A 14130-nucleotide genomic window follows, 5' to 3' on the forward strand; every position below is an offset into this window, starting at 1 on the left:
CATCGGCCGGATCGGCCCAATGACAGTGAAAGAATTCGTGTGTTAGCAGCTATTCAGCAGGGTACTTCGGCGCCAGCGGCGCCAACGATGCCGTCAAAACTCATTATCGCATCCCGCGAGAGCCGCCTGGCCATGTGGCAGGCAGAACACGTACGCGACCGGCTCGTCGCATTATATCCACAGTGTCGCGTGGAGATTCTCGGCATGACGACACGGGGCGACCAGATTCTCGACCGCACGCTGTCGGCCGTCGGCGGGAAGGGCCTGTTCGTCAAGGAGCTCGAAGTCGCGATGGCCGAAGGCCGCGCCGACCTGGCCGTGCACTCGCTCAAGGACGTGCCGATGGAGCTGCCCGAAGGCTTCGAGCTGACCGCCGTGCTCGAACGCGAAGACCCGCGCGACGCGTTTGTCTCCAACGACTACGCCAGCCTCGATGCGCTGCCGGCCGGCGCCATCGTCGGCACCAGCAGCCTGCGCCGCCAGTCGCTGATCGCAGCGCGCTATCCGCACCTGGTCATCCTGCCGCTGCGCGGTAATCTCGATACGCGCCTGGGTAAACTCGATCGGGGCGAATATGCCGCCATCATCCTGGCCGCCGCGGGCCTGAAGCGCCTCGGCCTGCCGCAGCGCATCCGCGCACTGCTCGAACCCGAAATGAGTTTGCCGGCGGCCGGGCAGGGCGCGATGGCGATCGAGATCCTGAGCAGCGCGCGCAGCGACGGCGTCGACCTGCGCGCCGTGCTGGCGCCGCTGAACCACGACGACACGGCCAGCGCCGTGCTGGCCGAGCGCAAGGTCTCGCGCATCTTTGGTGGCAGCTGCCAGATTCCGCTGGCGGCGTTCGCCACCGTGCAGGGCGGCCAGATGCGTCTGCGCGCGATGGTTGCCACGCCCGACGGCAAGCGCAGCGCGCACGCCGAAGTGAGCGGCCCGGTCGAGCAGCCCGAGTACCTGGGCGAGCAGGTGTCCGAGTTGCTGGCCGAGCAGGATGCAAATGCGATCCTGGCGGCGTGCCGTCTCGATGCCGCGGCAAACCAGGATGCCTGACATGCCTGAGACGGCGCGCGTCGTCGTCGTCACGCGCCCGCGCGCGCAGGCCGATGCGCTGGCCCAGGCGGTCGCCGCCAGCGGCCGCACGGCCGTGCTGCTGCCGCTGCTCGAGATCAGCCCAGTGGAGGATGCGGCGCCGCTGCGCGCGGCGCTGGCTGAACTTGACCGGTTTGCGCTGGTGGCGTTCGTCTCGCCCAATGCGATCGACGCCGCGTTCGCGCACATCGACGCCTGGCCCGTGGCCGTGCCGGTGGCAATCGTCGGCGACGGCAGCCGCGCGGCGCTGGCACGCCACCGCGTGACCGGTGACACGTTCACGATTTTTAGCCCGGCCGACAGCGCGCACAGCGATTCCGAGCACTTGCTGCAGCGCCTCGATCTGGCAGCGTATGCCGGCAAACGCGTGCTGATCGTGCGCGGCGATGGCGGCCGCGAGCTGCTGGCAGACGCCTTGCGCGCCGCCGGCGCCCGGGTCGAACCGGTGGCGGCCTACCGCCGCGCGACGCCGGTATTGACGGCAGAACTGACTGCACGATTGCGCGTCTTGCTGGCGCAGCCAAACGACTGGATAATCACGAGCTCGGAGGCCCTGCGCGGGCTGGCCGGACTGGTGCAAGCCATCGACGACGATGCGCTGATGGCGCGATTACAGCAGCAGCGCCTGATCGTGCCCCATGCGCGGATTGCACAGACGGCCCGCGATCTGGGCCTGGAACACGTGCGCCTCACCGGTTCCGGCGATGCACGCCTATTAGCAGCGTTACAATCAGAAGAATGAACGAATTGCCGAACAACCCAGACCAACCCCAGGCCAGTGCGCCCGCCCCTAGCCTTGCCAAGCCGGAGGAGACGCAGGTGCCGCCTGCTGCGCCACGCGTGAGCGGCCCGCCTGCGCACGGCCTGCTCGACCGCGTGGCGCGGCCGTTGCCGCTGGCCGTCATCGCACTGGCCGCGTTGCTTGCCGTGCAGACGTTCTCGTCGCACAGCCGAATCAATTCGCTGCGTCAGGACATGGCGCGCAGCCTGCAGAAGGGCAATGCGGTCAATGCCGAGACGGCGGCGCTCGCGCGCGACGTGGCCGACCAGTCGAAGGAACTGCAGATCAAGGTCGGCGTGCTGGAGAGCCGGCAGAGCGAAGCGCAGAGCCAGCAGGTCGCGCTCGAGCAGCTCTACAAGGATCTGTCGCAGAACCGCGACGAATGGGCGCTGTCCGAAATCGAGCAGGTGCTCGCGACCGCGAGCCAGCAGCTGCAACTGGCCGGCAATGTGCAGGGCGCCCTGATCGCGCTGCAGAATGCCGACCGCGCCGTGTCGAGCTCGAATGCGCCGCAATTTTTGACCATCCGTCGCGCGATTGCGGCCGACATCGACCGGCTCAAGGCCTTGCCGGCCGTCGATCTGGCCGGTGTCGCGCTGCGCCTCGACAACGTGATCATCCAGGTCGAGACGCTGCCGATGCTGGCCGATGAAAAGCCGCTGCTGCCGGTGGCCCCGGTGCGCACGACGCGCCGGCTCGAGGCAGCGGCCGCGCCGGGCAAGACCACCGCGCCGGCCGTCCCGCCCGAGTCGCTGGGCGTGGGTCAGCGCCTGCTGCAGACCTGGAGCATGTGGAGCCAGGAGATGTGGGACGACGTGCGCCAGCTGATCCGCGTGCGCAGTGTCGACGACCCCGAGGCGCTGATGCTGTCGCCGAGCGAATCGTTCTTTGTGCGCGAAAACCTCAAGCTGCGCCTGCTCAATGCGCGCCTGGCCCTGTTGTCGCGTAACGAAACCACCTTCCGCGACGACCTGGCCACGGCCCAGACCATGCTGGCCAAGTACTTCGACACGCGCGCCCGCACGACGCAATCGGCCCAGGCGGCGTTGCGCCAGGTGCAGGCCAATGACCTGACGATCGAATTGCCGACGCTGGCCGAGAGTCTGGGCGCGGTGCGCAACTACAAAGCGAAGCAATAACCATGCGCTTACTCATCTGGCTGGTTACGCTGATGGCCGCGGCCATCGGCATCGCGGTGACGGCGCGTTTCAATCCGGGCAATGTGGTGCTGTTCTATCCACCGCACCGGATCGACATGTCGCTCAATCTGTTCGTCGTGGTGCTGATGCTGCTGTTTGCCACGCTGTACGTGCTGGTGCGCACCTTCTACGCTACGGCGCGCATGCCGCAGCGGGTGGCGGCGTACCGCCAGCGCCGCCGCGAGCGCGATGGCAACAAGGGCTTGCGCGACGCGCTCAAGGCACTGTTCGAAGGCCGCTTCGGCCACGCCGAAAAGGCCGCGATGCGCGCCGCCGACCTGCCCGAGAACACGGGCCTCGCAGCGCTGATCGGCGCGCGCGCCGCGCACCGCATGCGCGAGCCGGCAAGGCGCGATGCCTGGCTGGCCGGCATCTCGCATGACACCACGCTCAAGACGGCGCGCCTGATGACGCTGACCGAACTGCTGGTCGACGACCACAGGCCCGAAGCGGCGCTCGAAGCGGTGGCCGAACTCAATGCCAGTGGCCAGCGCCACATCCACGCGCTGCAGTGGGCAATGAAGGCCAACCAGCAGGCGCGCAACTGGCCCGAAGTGCTGCGCCTGGTGCGCATTCTCGACAAGCGCAATGCGCTGCACCCGGCCCTGGCCCGGCGCCTGCGCGAAATGGCGTACGAAGCGCTGCTGGGTGGCGAAGACCACGACGCCGAGTCGATCCGCTGGACCTGGGCCACGGTGCCCCCGCAAGACCGCACGGTGCCGTACGTCGCGGCGCGCGCCGCCGGCGCCTTCAATGCGCGCGGCCTGCACGACGAAGCGCGCGCGATCGCCGAAGAGTCGCTCAAGGCCAACTGGGACGAGCGCGTCGTGCGCGCCTACCGCGACGCGGCCAGCCCGGCCGGTTCGCCATCGCTGCTGGCCCAGATCGAAGCCTGCGAAACGTGGCGCCGTGAACGGCCGCAGGACGCCGAACTGGCGCTCACGCTCGGCACGCTGTGCCTGAAACAGAAGCTGTGGGGCAAGGCCCAGCGCTATCTGGAGCAAGCCTTGTCGGACGCGACCGAAGCGGCGATGGTGCGTGAAGCGCATCTGAAACTGGCCCAGATGCATGAAGCGCTGGGCCAGGACGAGCTGGCCGCGAAGCATTACCGGCAGTGCGCACTGGCGACTGTGTTGTAACGCGTGCCTTTCGCTATAATGGCGGACTAATTTTGACTCTTTAGCAACCAAGGATCCCATCATGAGCCTGAACAACGTCCCAGCCGGCAAAGACGTGCCGAACGACTTCAACGTCATCATTGAAATTCCGATGAACTCCGATCCGGTCAAGTATGAAGTCGACAAGGACACGGGCGCGATCTTCGTTGACCGCTTCATGGGTACGGCCATGCACTACCCGTGCAACTACGGCTACGTGCCGCAAACCATCGCCGACGACGGTGATCCATGCGACGTGCTGGTCATCACCCCGTTCCCGCTGCCACCAGGCGTCGTGGTCCGTTGCCGCGCGCTGGGCGTGCTGAAGATGACCGATGACGGCGGCGGCGATGCCAAGGTCATCGCGGTGCCGATCGAAAAAGTGCTGCCGATGTACAAGAAAATCCAGTCGCTGGACGACGTGGAAGAGCTGCGCCTGAAGCAGATCCAGCACTTCTTCGAGCACTACAAGGACCTCGAAGCGGGCAAATGGGTCAAGATCGAAGGCTGGGCTGGCATCGATGAAGCCAAGGCCGAGATCGTTGCTGGCGTGGCAGCGTTCAACAAGGGCGCCGGGGCATAAGCCAGCGCGCAGGCAGTATTTGAGAGCCGGCGGCCCGTGAGGGTTGCCGGCTTTTTTACGTCAATGGCGCTCGTGGCGGCGCAGCAGGCCGAGTACGCCCAGGCCGCTGGCCAGCAGCAGCCGGCTGGTGGGTTCCGGCAGGCGCGTGACCACGCGCACCGTGTCGAGCCCGACATGGCTCAGCCTGGCCGCATCGCCCAGATAGCGAAACGCGAAGCGGCCTGTGCCGTCCAGCGTCAGGTCGAGGTGCCATGGCTGCCATTGTGCGGGGAAGTCGGCAGCGCCGCCGATGCTGGCCAGCAGGGTGTCGAATGACGCTGCAGCGGTCCCGCTGCCGCTGCCGTAGCGCACTTCGAGCAGGTCATCGAAGCCGTCGACGCGTTCGCGGCTGGTAAAGAACGACAGCGTGGTGAGGCCGCTGAGCGTCAATGTCGGCGTGATCAGCCAGTTGTCGACGCGGCCGGTGCCTTGGGCGGCGCTGCGGCAGCTCGCGGCGGCGTACGCGCCGGGTGGGCCAGCCTGGGCCGGGAAGACGTCGGGATCGCCCTGGCGCCATGGCGCGCCTGGCGGGATGCTGCGGTTGATGCGGACCCAGCCCGGGGAGTCGGCCAGGTTGCCGAAGTCTTCGCTGAGCACCTCGACCCCGCCTGTCTGGGTGGTGTGAGGGGCGCAGGCGGTCGGGACCGCTGCTGTGGCGAGCATGTAATTGAGTCGTTGCATGATGAGGCGTCGCGTCGTGGATCGAGGCTTCATCATAGAAATGGCGGGCGCCGCGGTATTGCGGTGCGTTGGGGCTGCCGGGTCACGTGCCCGGCCCGACGCAAAGGGGGAGGGGGAACCAAAAAACGTCGCCGAGGTCGTAGGGTGGACGGGTTTCCCGTCCACGCGTTCAACCCGACGTCGCATACGACGGATGTTTGCGAATTGAATGTTCTTAGCGCAGAGAGCGCTGCGCCAGCCACGCCCGCAGCCGCAGCTTGCCGACAATCCCGACCGGAAACCAGTAAATGGACAGGATGAACAACAGCCCCAGCCACAGCATCCAGCGATCCGGGTGCAGGGCGGCGGCCAGCACAGGCACGCCGTCCAGCGCGGCAGCGCCGTGCGCCATCCAGTCTTTCAGATAGTTCTGGGCCAGGATGAACAGCGTCGCGCCCACCACCGCGCCATACATCGTGCCCATGCCGCCGATCACGACGATCAGCAGGATGTCGGTCATGACCTCGAAGCCGAGCGATGTGTCCGGGCCGACGTAGCGCAGCCACAGCGCCATCAGGGCGCCCGCCAGGCTCGCCGTCAGCGCCGCCAGGACATTGGCCCAAATCCGGTACACCATCGTGCGGTAGCCAAGGGCTTCGGCGCGAAACGCGTTTTCGCGGATCGCCTGCAGCACCCGCCCGAACGGCGAATTGACCAGCCGCAGCAGGAACAGGAACAGCACCAGGCAGCCGGTGAACACGACGTAATAGGTCAGCACCCGGCCATCGAGATGACGGCCGAACACCTCGCTTTCGACCAGCCGATAGGCAGGAGAAAGCACGTGCGGCACGCTGAACGTGACGCCATCCTCGCCACCGGTGAAGTCGGACAGTTGCGAGGCCAGCACGGCAAACGACGAGGCCACGGCCAGCGTGATCATCGCGTAGAAGATGGCTTGCACGCGCAGCGCGAACAGGCCCACCACCAGCGCCAGGGCGAGCGCAAGCAGCAGCGCCAGGCCAAGGCCCGTCATGGCGACGCCCCAGGTCGGCTCATCGACGCGCGCCAGCGCCAGCCCGATGCCATACGCCCCGATTCCATAGAACATCGTGTGAGCGAACGAAACGATGCCTGTGTAACCCAGCAGCAGGTCGTAGGACGCCACCAGCACGATGTAGACGCAGATCGTGGCTGCCGTGTTGAGCGGTCGCGCACCGGAGGTCAGGAACGGCGCCAGCGCGAGCCCGAGCAGGATCACGACCAGCAGCGCCGTCAGGCTGCGGCTGCGCGGCAGGTCGCCCGATAGCAGTTGGCGCAGCATGGTCAGCCCCGTCCCGTCGCATACAGCCCGGCGGGCCGCCACAGCAGCACCGAGATCATCAGGACGATGCCCGACACCAGCGCGATCCCGGGCGCCAGGAAGCTGGTGTAGTTGGCCACCAGGGCGATGAGCAGCGCGCCGATGAAGCAGCCACCGACCGATCCCGGGCCGCCGATGATGATGACGATGAACAGCATCACCATGATCTCGCCGCCCATCGCTGCCGTCAGCGTTTCCTTGTACAGGCCCCACATCACGCCGCCCAGGCCGGCCAGGCCCGCGCCGGCCGCAAACACCAGCACGAACAGGCGGCGGATGCGGTAGCCGAGCGCTTCGACCATCTCGCCATGTTCGACCCCGGCGCGCACCAGCAGACCGATCTTCGTGCGGTTCAGGATCAGGTACATCGTGACGAACACCACCAGTCCCACTGCCACCGCCACCAGGCGGTACTTGTCGATGGCCGCGTCGCCCAGCACGAACGCACCGCGCAGGGCGGTGGGAAGCGGCACGGCGATCGTCCCGGCGCCCCAGAGGACGTGGATCAGCTGCTCGGCCACGATCATGCCGCCCATCGTGACCAGGATCTGCTTGAGATGCTGGCCGTAGACCGGCTGGATGAGCAGCCGCTCGAAGGCCCAGCCCAGCAGCGCCGTGACGAGCATCGCCACCACGATCGCCAGCGCCAGCACAGCCAGATTGATGGGCAGGGAATCCATCTCGAGCCAGCTGCGCAGCGGCAGCAGCACGAGCGTGGCGGAAAACGCGCCGACCGCGATGAATGCGCCGTGGCCGAAATTGATCACGTTCATCAGCCCGAACACGAGGGTCAGCCCGCTGGCCATGATGAAGATCATCATGCCCATCGCGAGGCCCGCGACGGTGAGGGTGAGCCAGGTGGACCAGCTGCCCACCAGCGGCAGCATGGCCAGCATCAGCGCCGGCACCAGCAGCAGCGGCGCGATGTCGCGGCGGGTGGCCGGCAGCTGGGCGTCGGCCGACGGTATGGCGGGGGCGAGGGACATGGGCGTTCCTAGGGTTGGGTGTCGAGGGACAGGCCGAGCAGGCGCTGTTGGAGCGCGGCGTCGCCCGCCAGCACGGCCATCGGGCCGGCATGGACCACGCGACCGCCGTCCATCACGCTGGCCGTGTCGCCCAGCGTGCGCACGACGTGCACGTTCTGCTCGACCAGCAGGATCGTCGCGCCTTGCGCCTTCAGCTCGCGAAACGCCGCCATCAGGCTGTGCACGATGGCGGGCGCCAGGCCCTTGGTCGGCTCATCGACCAGCAGCAGCTTGCGAGGTTCGACGATGGCGCGCGCAATGGCCACCATCTGTTTCTGGCCACCGGACAGGTTCCCGGCCGGGCGGTGCCAGAACGTGCGCAGCGCCGGAAAAAAGCCGCAGATCCAGTCGACACGCGCGGCGTCGAGCGGGCCGTCGCGCGCGGCCAGCACCAGGTTCTCGCGCACCGTCAGGTCGGAAAACACGGCCATGTTTTCGGGCACGTACGCAATGCCGGCGCGCGCGATGTCGGATGTGGCCAACCTGGTGATGTCGGTGCCGTCGAAGTGGATGCTGCCACTGCTGGCGCGCCACAGGCCCATGATGGTGCGCAGCGTCGTGGTCTTGCCGGCGCCGTTGCGGCCCAGCAGCACGGCCAGTTCGCCGCGCGCCACCTGCAGGTCGACGCCGTGCAGGATGTGGTACTGGCCGATGTGCGTGTGCACGCCGGCCAGGCGCAGCAGCGGCTGGCGCGTCGCCGGATCAGGCGCGAGCATGTTCGGTGTCGGACGTTCCAAGATAAGCCTCCTGAACGATGGCGGATGCAATGACCTCGCGCGGTTCGCCGTCGGCCACCAGCGCGCCGTTGTGCAGCACGACGATGCGGTCGGCCAGCTGGCGCACGACGTCCATCTTGTGTTCGACCAGCAGCACGGTGCGCGCGGCGTCGCCCTTGACTTCGCGGATCAGGTCGAGCACGACCGGCACGTCGTCGGCGCTCATGCCGGCGGTGGGTTCGTCGAACATCATCACGGACGGCTGCAGCGCCAGCAGGATCGCGACTTCGAGCTTGCGCTGGTCGCCGTGCGACAGCGCGCCCACCAGCATGTCGCGCCGCGCGGCCAGCGTCACGCGCTCGAGGTAATAGTCGGCGCGTTCGATGAGGTCCCGGTGGCTTGACCAGACCGACAGGAAATCGAGGCCAATGCCGGCGCGGCTCTGGACTGCCAGCCGCACGTTCTCGATCACCGACAGCAGCGGGAACAGGTTGGTGAGCTGGAAGGCGCGGCCGATGCCAAGGCGCGTGCGGCGCGCAGCGCCCAGGCGCGTGATGTCGCGGCCATGCAGGTGCACGCTGCCGGCGCTCGCGCGCAACTGGCCCGAGATCAGGTTGAACCACGTGGTCTTGCCTGCGCCGTTGGGCCCGACGATCACGGTCAGCGTGCCGGGATAAAAATCGGCCGTGACGGCGTTGACGGCAACGTGCCCGCCAAAGCGGATCGTCAGGCCGCGCGTGGACAGGGATGGCGCAATGCGGTCAAGGTCGAGGTCGTCGGCCATGTCAGCGCTTGTTTCGCACCGGCAGCGGCATCTCGCCGGCCGGGATGTCACGCACCAGTTCGAGCAGATCCCATTCGTTCTTCTGGTGTTTCTTGATGCGGAAGTGGTACATCGGCTGGATCGCCTGGTGGTCGTCCTTGCGAAAGACCATGGCGCCCTTCGGCGTCTCGAAGCGCATGCCTTCCATCGCGGCGGCCATCTTGTCGCCATCGCCATCCTGGACCTTGCCCAGCGCCGCAACGACTGCGCTGGCTGCCGCCATGCCGCCAGCCGTGAACATGTCGGGCGGGGTCTTGTAGCGCTTCTTGTGCTCTGCCACCAGCCAGTCGTTCATCGGATTTTTCGGAAAATCGTAGTAGTAATAGATGGTGCCTTCGGTGCCGGCATGCGCCTTCCAGGTTTGCATCACGGGCAGGATATTGCCGCCCGGGGCCAGTGCGATGCCGTAGCGTTCGGGTTTCATGGCGGCGATCTTGTTCATCGGACTCGGGCCGGCCCAGACGATGGCCAGCACGCGCGGCGGCGGCTTGTCTTTGAGGGCATCGAACAGGCGCTGCGCCGATGCCGTGAAGTCGGTCGTCGCGAGCGGCGCATATTCTTCGTGGACGACGCTGGCCTTGCTGCCAGTCGCGGTCAAGGCTTCCTTGCCGGCCTTGATCGCATCGCGCCCGAACGCATAATCCTGGGTCAGGAAGCCCACGCTGCCGCTTTTCAGGGTGCTGGCGGCAGCCAGCGCATCCTGCATCGAGCTGCGCGCCGTGCGAAAGATGTACTTGTTCCACTTGTCGCCCGTGATCGCATCGGCCACGGCCGGCTCGATGATCAGGACCTTTTTGTATTCCTTCGCCACCGGCAGCATGGCCAGCGCCGAAGCTGACGAGGTGGTGCCCACCGCGATGTCGACGCGGTCGTCGCCATACGCTTCGGCCAGCAGCGTACGGCCCAGATCGGGTTTGTTCTGGTCGTCCTTGACGATCACCTTGATGGCGCGGCCGTTGATGGCCATGGTGCCTTTGGTCAGATACTCGAGGCCGAGCATGAAGCCGCTCTCGGTCTCGCGCGCGTAGGTTTCAAGTGGGCCCGTCTTGCCGGCGATGAGGGCAACTTTAAAGTCCTTGCCCTGTGCGCCCGCGTGGGGCGCGGCGCCCAGTGCACATGCGGCCAATGCGGCCAGAAGCAGCAGGGTGATGGATCTGATCGAATGGCGCATGCGGTCTCCTCGTGGTGTTTTGTCAGGGCGTGGCCAAGGCTGCGGTTCAGAAGCGCAGCTCAAGCGTCGCCGACACCGTGCGCGGGTTGCCGTAGAAGGCCGTCAGCGTGCCTTCGTTGCCCAGGGTCGGGAACAGGTAGCCGGCCGTTTTATAGTGCTCATCCCCCAGGTTCTTGCCGTGCAGGCCGGCGCGGACCTTGCCATCCGCGCGGGTCCAGACGATGCTCGCGTCCCAGATCCTGTACGAGTCCTGGTCGAGGATCGAGGCGGTTTCGAACTGGCTGGTGGCGCCCTTGAATGCATAGCTGCCGATCAGCGAGACGCGTCCGTTGTGGCCCATGAGCGGGAGCGGAATGTCGTAACTGGCGCGTAGATTGGCCGAATTCTTCGGCGTGTTCTGGAACGTGCGCTGGCTCGCCACATTGACATTGGCCACGATGTATTCCCGGTAGCTGGCGTCGATATAGCTGTACATCCCGGCGACCATGAAGTTGGGCGTGATATTGGCGACCGCCTCGAGTTCGACGCCCTTGATCCGCGCCTTGCCGGCGTTGGTCGTCACGCCGGCGAAGCTGTCGTCGCGCCCGTCGCCGTTGGTGTCGATGGCGATCGAGCCCGGGATCTGCACGTCCTGGTAATCGCTGTGGAACACAGCCAGGTTGGTCGTGATGCGCCCGCCATTGAAGGCCGACTTGAGGCCCAGTTCAGTCGTCTCGATCGTTTCCGGCGCATAGCCCGCGCGCGCGGTGGCGATCGGGAGCCGTGTGCCGACCACGTTCAGGCGCGGATCGAACCCGCCACCCTTGAAGCCTTCGGAGTACGACGCGTACAGGTTGTGGGCGTCGTTCATCTTCCAGTTCAGTGCCACGCGCGGCGTGAATTTCTTGTCCTTGCGCTCGAGCAGGCCGCCTGCTAGATCTGTATCGGTGCGAAACAGGATCGCGTTCGGATTGCCCATCCGGGGCGAGCCGGCCAGGCCGAAATAAATCTGGCGCAGCACGTCGGCTTCGCGTTGGTCGACCGTGTAGCGCCCGCCCAGCGACAGGCTCAGGCCCTCGGTGAGCGTGTAGCTGCCGTCAAAGTAAGCGGCCCAGGCCTTCGTGTCGATGTCGCCCAGCGTGAAGGTCGACGTGGGCACCGCGCCGGCCAGGATGGTGTCGAACTGGTTGAAGGCGTTGGCGTCCATGTAGTACACGCCGGCCACGCCCTGCAGGCGCGCGCCGCTGTAGGTCGCTTGCAGCTCCTGGCTGAACTGGCGGTTGGTGTACAGCGCAGGCACTTCCATGTCGACGACGGGCAGGGCGTCGAAGTCGATCGGCGCCCACGACTTGTCGCGGCGCGCGGCGGTGATCGATTTCAGGCGCCACGCGCTGTCGACGGTGTACTCGACCGTGACCGAGCCGCCGTACGAGCGCACTTCCTGGTCACGGCCCAGCACTTTGGTGAGATTGCCGCGCGTGTCGAACACGTCGTCCAGGATGGGCGCGCGGCTCGTGCGACCGACGATCAGACGATGGCCATTCTTGGGGTTGGAATCGTCTTGCGTGAAGTCGCCGGCAAGGCGCACGAGCAGGTCCTGGTTCGGCACGAGTTCAATTGAGACCCTGCCGGCGGTGACGTCCTTGTCGTAGTTGCCCTTGCCGGTGGTCAGGTTGTCGCCAAAGCCGTCGCGCCGGAAGCGCGCGAACGTGCCGCCGATGCGCGCCGTGTCGGACAGCGGCGTGCTGGCCGTGAGCACGCCGTCTCGCTGGCCGTAGTCGCCGACCGTGGCGCGCACGCGCACATCGCGCTGGGGGCCAAGCTTGCGCGTGACGTACTTGAGCGCGCCGCCGATCGTGTTGCGGCCATACAGCGTGCCCTGCGGGCCGCGCAGCACCTCGATGCGCTCGACGTCGTAGATGTCGGCCACGGCCGCCTGCGGGCGGGCAAGGTAAATATCGTCGACATAGATGCCCACGCCCGACTCGAAGCCAGCCAGCGGGTCGGCCTGGCCGACGCCCCGGATGAAAGCCGTAAGCGTGCTGTTGGTGGCGCGCGACGCCTTGAGCGTCGTGTTGGGCAACGACAGCGCAAGAGCGGTCACGTCGGGCAGCGCCTGCTTGGAGAGCTGGTCGGCCGAGAACGCGGTGACCGAGACCGGCACGTCCTGCAGCGATTCTTCGCGCCGGCGCGCAGTCACTACCACCCGCGAGATATTGTCGTCGGTAGTCGCCGCAGCCGGGGCGCCCGTCGCTTCCTGGGCGTGGACGGCGCCGATGGCGCCGCTGCAAGCGGCCAGCAGGGCGCACGTGGACGGATGCAGCAGCTTCATCTTTCTGATCGGACGCATGATGTCTCCTTATTGTTCGTCGCCACGGTGGATGTGTCGCTCAATGGGGGAATGTGCCCGAGCGCACCATGCGTCGCCTTGCGTATCAACAAGCGCTCCCATGAATACGCAGTTCGAATGGCGGCGATGCAACAGATGGTCGAATGGATGCGCTCCGTACTACCACGCTGTGCTGGCGCAGCAGCGATTGACGACCCGCGCGGGCGGTTGATGTATCCTCGCGAAGTATCCATTTCACGAGGGCCCTCATGCGCAGCCAGATCAGCGACGACATCACCTTCCGCAAACTCGAGATCCTGCTGGCCTACATGGAGGGCGGCAACCTGAACGCCGCCGCCCGCATGCTCGACATCAGCGCCGTGAGCGTGCACCGCGCGCTGCATTCGCTGGAAGATGGGATGAGTTGTCAGCTGTTCAGTTTGCAGGGCCGCAACCTGATTCCCAACGACGCCGCCCAAGTGCTGGCGGACGTGAGCCGTGAAGTCGTGCGGCTGATGGCGGACGGGATTGCGGCGACGCGCTCGGCCGCCGGTTATTCAGCCGATCATCTCAAGATCGGGTCGCTGTATTCACTGACGACCGGCACGATCCCCGATGTCATCATCGGCATCAAGCTGCGCAAGCAGGAACTGGAAACGGAACTGGTGCTGGGTTCGAATGCGGACCTGCTGCACAAGCTCAAGCAGAATGCGATCGATGCGGCCCTGATGGCGGTGCCCGAACCCGATCCGGATATCGAGTCGATCGCGCTGTTCGAGGACGAGATTTTCTTTGCCGCGCCGGCGGGCTCGCCGTATGCGGGCATGGCCGAAGTCGATCTGCGCGCCTGCGCCGACGAGAAATTCGTCTGCCTGAAGGATGGTTTCGTGACCTTCAACGGGTTCCAGGAAGCATTTCGCATCGCCGGGTATGCGCCGAGCATCGTCACGCGCGTGGGCGATATTTTTTCGCTGATGAATCTGGTGGGGGCGGGGATCGGCTACACGCTGCTGCCTGGCCGCGTGCGCCATGCGTTTGGCGACAAGGTCCAGCTGATCCCGCTGAAGAACGACTATCTGATGCGCCAGACGATCGGCCTGAGTTTTCTGCGGGTGCGTGAGCGGGATCCGAATCTGCTGGCGCTGGCGGCGGTGTGCCGGATGCTGAAACACCGCACGCCAGCGAATTAACGACGTCGACGCTGGTGCCGGTAAGGATCAGC

The 14130-nt window shown here is 66.3% G+C and carries 13 protein-coding genes; 6 read left to right on the forward strand and 7 right to left on the reverse strand.

The annotated features are described in order from the left end of the window. Positions 1-87: 87 nt before the first annotated feature. The 5 genes from hemC to ppa all read left to right on the forward strand — a co-directional run bounded on the left by hemC (position 88) and on the right by ppa (position 4806). Positions 88-1047 carry a hydroxymethylbilane synthase gene (gene hemC, locus AC56LV_RS02265; RefSeq protein WP_499555708.1) on the forward strand — a complete coding sequence of 320 codons (960 nt, stop codon included), beginning with the start codon at positions 88-90 and terminating at the stop codon, positions 1045-1047. Between the two features lies 1 nt (position 1048). Then, positions 1049-1828 carry a uroporphyrinogen-III synthase gene (locus AC56LV_RS02270; RefSeq protein WP_499555710.1) on the forward strand — a complete coding sequence of 260 codons (780 nt, stop codon included), beginning with the start codon at positions 1049-1051 and terminating at the stop codon, positions 1826-1828. Further along, positions 1825-3006 (forward strand): uroporphyrinogen-III C-methyltransferase, encoded by a 1182-nt coding sequence (locus AC56LV_RS02275; protein WP_499555712.1) that lies wholly within the window; start codon positions 1825-1827, stop codon positions 3004-3006. The genes AC56LV_RS02270 and AC56LV_RS02275 overlap by 4 nt, the downstream gene beginning before the upstream one ends. A 2-nt stretch (positions 3007-3008) precedes the next feature. After that, a complete protein-coding gene (locus AC56LV_RS02280) occupies positions 3009-4205 on the forward strand; it encodes a heme biosynthesis protein HemY (protein ID WP_183550809.1) in 1197 nt (398 codons plus the stop codon). 61 nt (positions 4206-4266) lie between these two features. After that, entirely contained in the window at positions 4267-4806 is a 540-nt protein-coding gene (gene ppa / locus AC56LV_RS02285) for an inorganic diphosphatase (protein ID WP_499555714.1), read from the forward strand. Between the two features lie 60 nt (positions 4807-4866). On the opposite strand, the gene AC56LV_RS02290 is transcribed toward ppa, so the two are convergent. From AC56LV_RS02290 to AC56LV_RS02320, 7 genes are all read right to left on the reverse strand, one after another. Then, entirely contained in the window at positions 4867-5526 is a 660-nt protein-coding gene (locus AC56LV_RS02290) for a choice-of-anchor J domain-containing protein (protein ID WP_499555716.1), read from the reverse strand. A gap of 214 nt (positions 5527-5740) precedes the next feature. Continuing rightward, complete coding sequence (locus AC56LV_RS02295; RefSeq protein ID WP_499555718.1) at positions 5741-6826, reverse strand: branched-chain amino acid ABC transporter permease; 1086 nt, start codon at positions 6824-6826, stop codon at positions 5741-5743. Positions 6827-6828: 2 nt separating this feature from the next. Continuing rightward, positions 6829-7851 carry a branched-chain amino acid ABC transporter permease gene (locus tag AC56LV_RS02300; protein ID WP_499555720.1) on the reverse strand — a complete coding sequence of 341 codons (1023 nt, stop codon included), beginning with the start codon at positions 7849-7851 and terminating at the stop codon, positions 6829-6831. Between the two features lie 8 nt (positions 7852-7859). After that, complete coding sequence (locus AC56LV_RS02305) at positions 7860-8606, reverse strand: ABC transporter ATP-binding protein (RefSeq protein WP_499556768.1); 747 nt, start codon at positions 8604-8606, stop codon at positions 7860-7862. Next, on the reverse strand, positions 8593-9390 hold the full coding sequence (locus AC56LV_RS02310) for an ABC transporter ATP-binding protein (RefSeq protein ID WP_499555722.1): 798 nt from the start codon (positions 9388-9390) through the stop codon (positions 8593-8595). Before AC56LV_RS02310 ends, AC56LV_RS02305 begins: the two co-directional genes overlap by 14 nt. A 1-nt stretch (position 9391) precedes the next feature. After that, entirely contained in the window at positions 9392-10600 is a 1209-nt protein-coding gene (locus AC56LV_RS02315; protein ID WP_499555724.1) for a substrate-binding domain-containing protein, read from the reverse strand. 46 nt (positions 10601-10646) lie between these two features. Next, entirely contained in the window at positions 10647-12929 is a 2283-nt protein-coding gene (locus AC56LV_RS02320; RefSeq protein ID WP_499555726.1) for a TonB-dependent receptor, read from the reverse strand. 248 nt (positions 12930-13177) lie between these two features. Here AC56LV_RS02320 and AC56LV_RS02325 point away from each other — a divergent pair, with 248 nt between their 5' ends. Further along, positions 13178-14098, forward strand: a complete 921-nt coding sequence (locus AC56LV_RS02325; RefSeq protein ID WP_499555728.1) for a LysR family transcriptional regulator — start codon at positions 13178-13180, stop codon at positions 14096-14098. Positions 14099-14130 lie beyond the last annotated feature (32 nt).

Source organism: Telluria sp. RB2R28 (genome assembly GCF_059685835.1).

Excerpts from the sequence above, each read along its gene's own strand:
- hemC (WP_499555708.1), top strand. The coding sequence starts at position 88 with ATGCCGTCAAAACTCATTATCGCATCCCGCGAGAGCCGCCTGGCCATG.
- AC56LV_RS02270 (WP_499555710.1), top strand. The coding sequence starts at position 1,049 with ATGCCTGAGACGGCGCGCGTCGTCGTCGTCACGCGCCCGCGCGCGCAG.
- AC56LV_RS02275 (WP_499555712.1), top strand. The coding sequence starts at position 1,825 with ATGAACGAATTGCCGAACAACCCAGACCAACCCCAGGCCAGTGCGCCC.
- AC56LV_RS02280 (WP_183550809.1), top strand. The coding sequence starts at position 3,009 with ATGCGCTTACTCATCTGGCTGGTTACGCTGATGGCCGCGGCCATCGGC.
- ppa (WP_499555714.1), top strand. The coding sequence starts at position 4,267 with ATGAGCCTGAACAACGTCCCAGCCGGCAAAGACGTGCCGAACGACTTC.
- AC56LV_RS02290 (WP_499555716.1), bottom strand. The coding sequence starts at position 5,526 with ATGCAACGACTCAATTACATGCTCGCCACAGCAGCGGTCCCGACCGCC.
- AC56LV_RS02295 (WP_499555718.1), bottom strand. The coding sequence starts at position 6,826 with ATGCTGCGCCAACTGCTATCGGGCGACCTGCCGCGCAGCCGCAGCCTG.
- AC56LV_RS02300 (WP_499555720.1), bottom strand. The coding sequence starts at position 7,851 with ATGTCCCTCGCCCCCGCCATACCGTCGGCCGACGCCCAGCTGCCGGCC.
- AC56LV_RS02305 (WP_499556768.1), bottom strand. The coding sequence starts at position 8,606 with ATGCTCGCGCCTGATCCGGCGACGCGCCAGCCGCTGCTGCGCCTGGCC.
- AC56LV_RS02310 (WP_499555722.1), bottom strand. The coding sequence starts at position 9,390 with ATGGCCGACGACCTCGACCTTGACCGCATTGCGCCATCCCTGTCCACG.
- AC56LV_RS02315 (WP_499555724.1), bottom strand. The coding sequence starts at position 10,600 with ATGCGCCATTCGATCAGATCCATCACCCTGCTGCTTCTGGCCGCATTG.
- AC56LV_RS02320 (WP_499555726.1), bottom strand. The coding sequence starts at position 12,929 with ATGCGTCCGATCAGAAAGATGAAGCTGCTGCATCCGTCCACGTGCGCC.
- AC56LV_RS02325 (WP_499555728.1), top strand. The coding sequence starts at position 13,178 with ATGCGCAGCCAGATCAGCGACGACATCACCTTCCGCAAACTCGAGATC.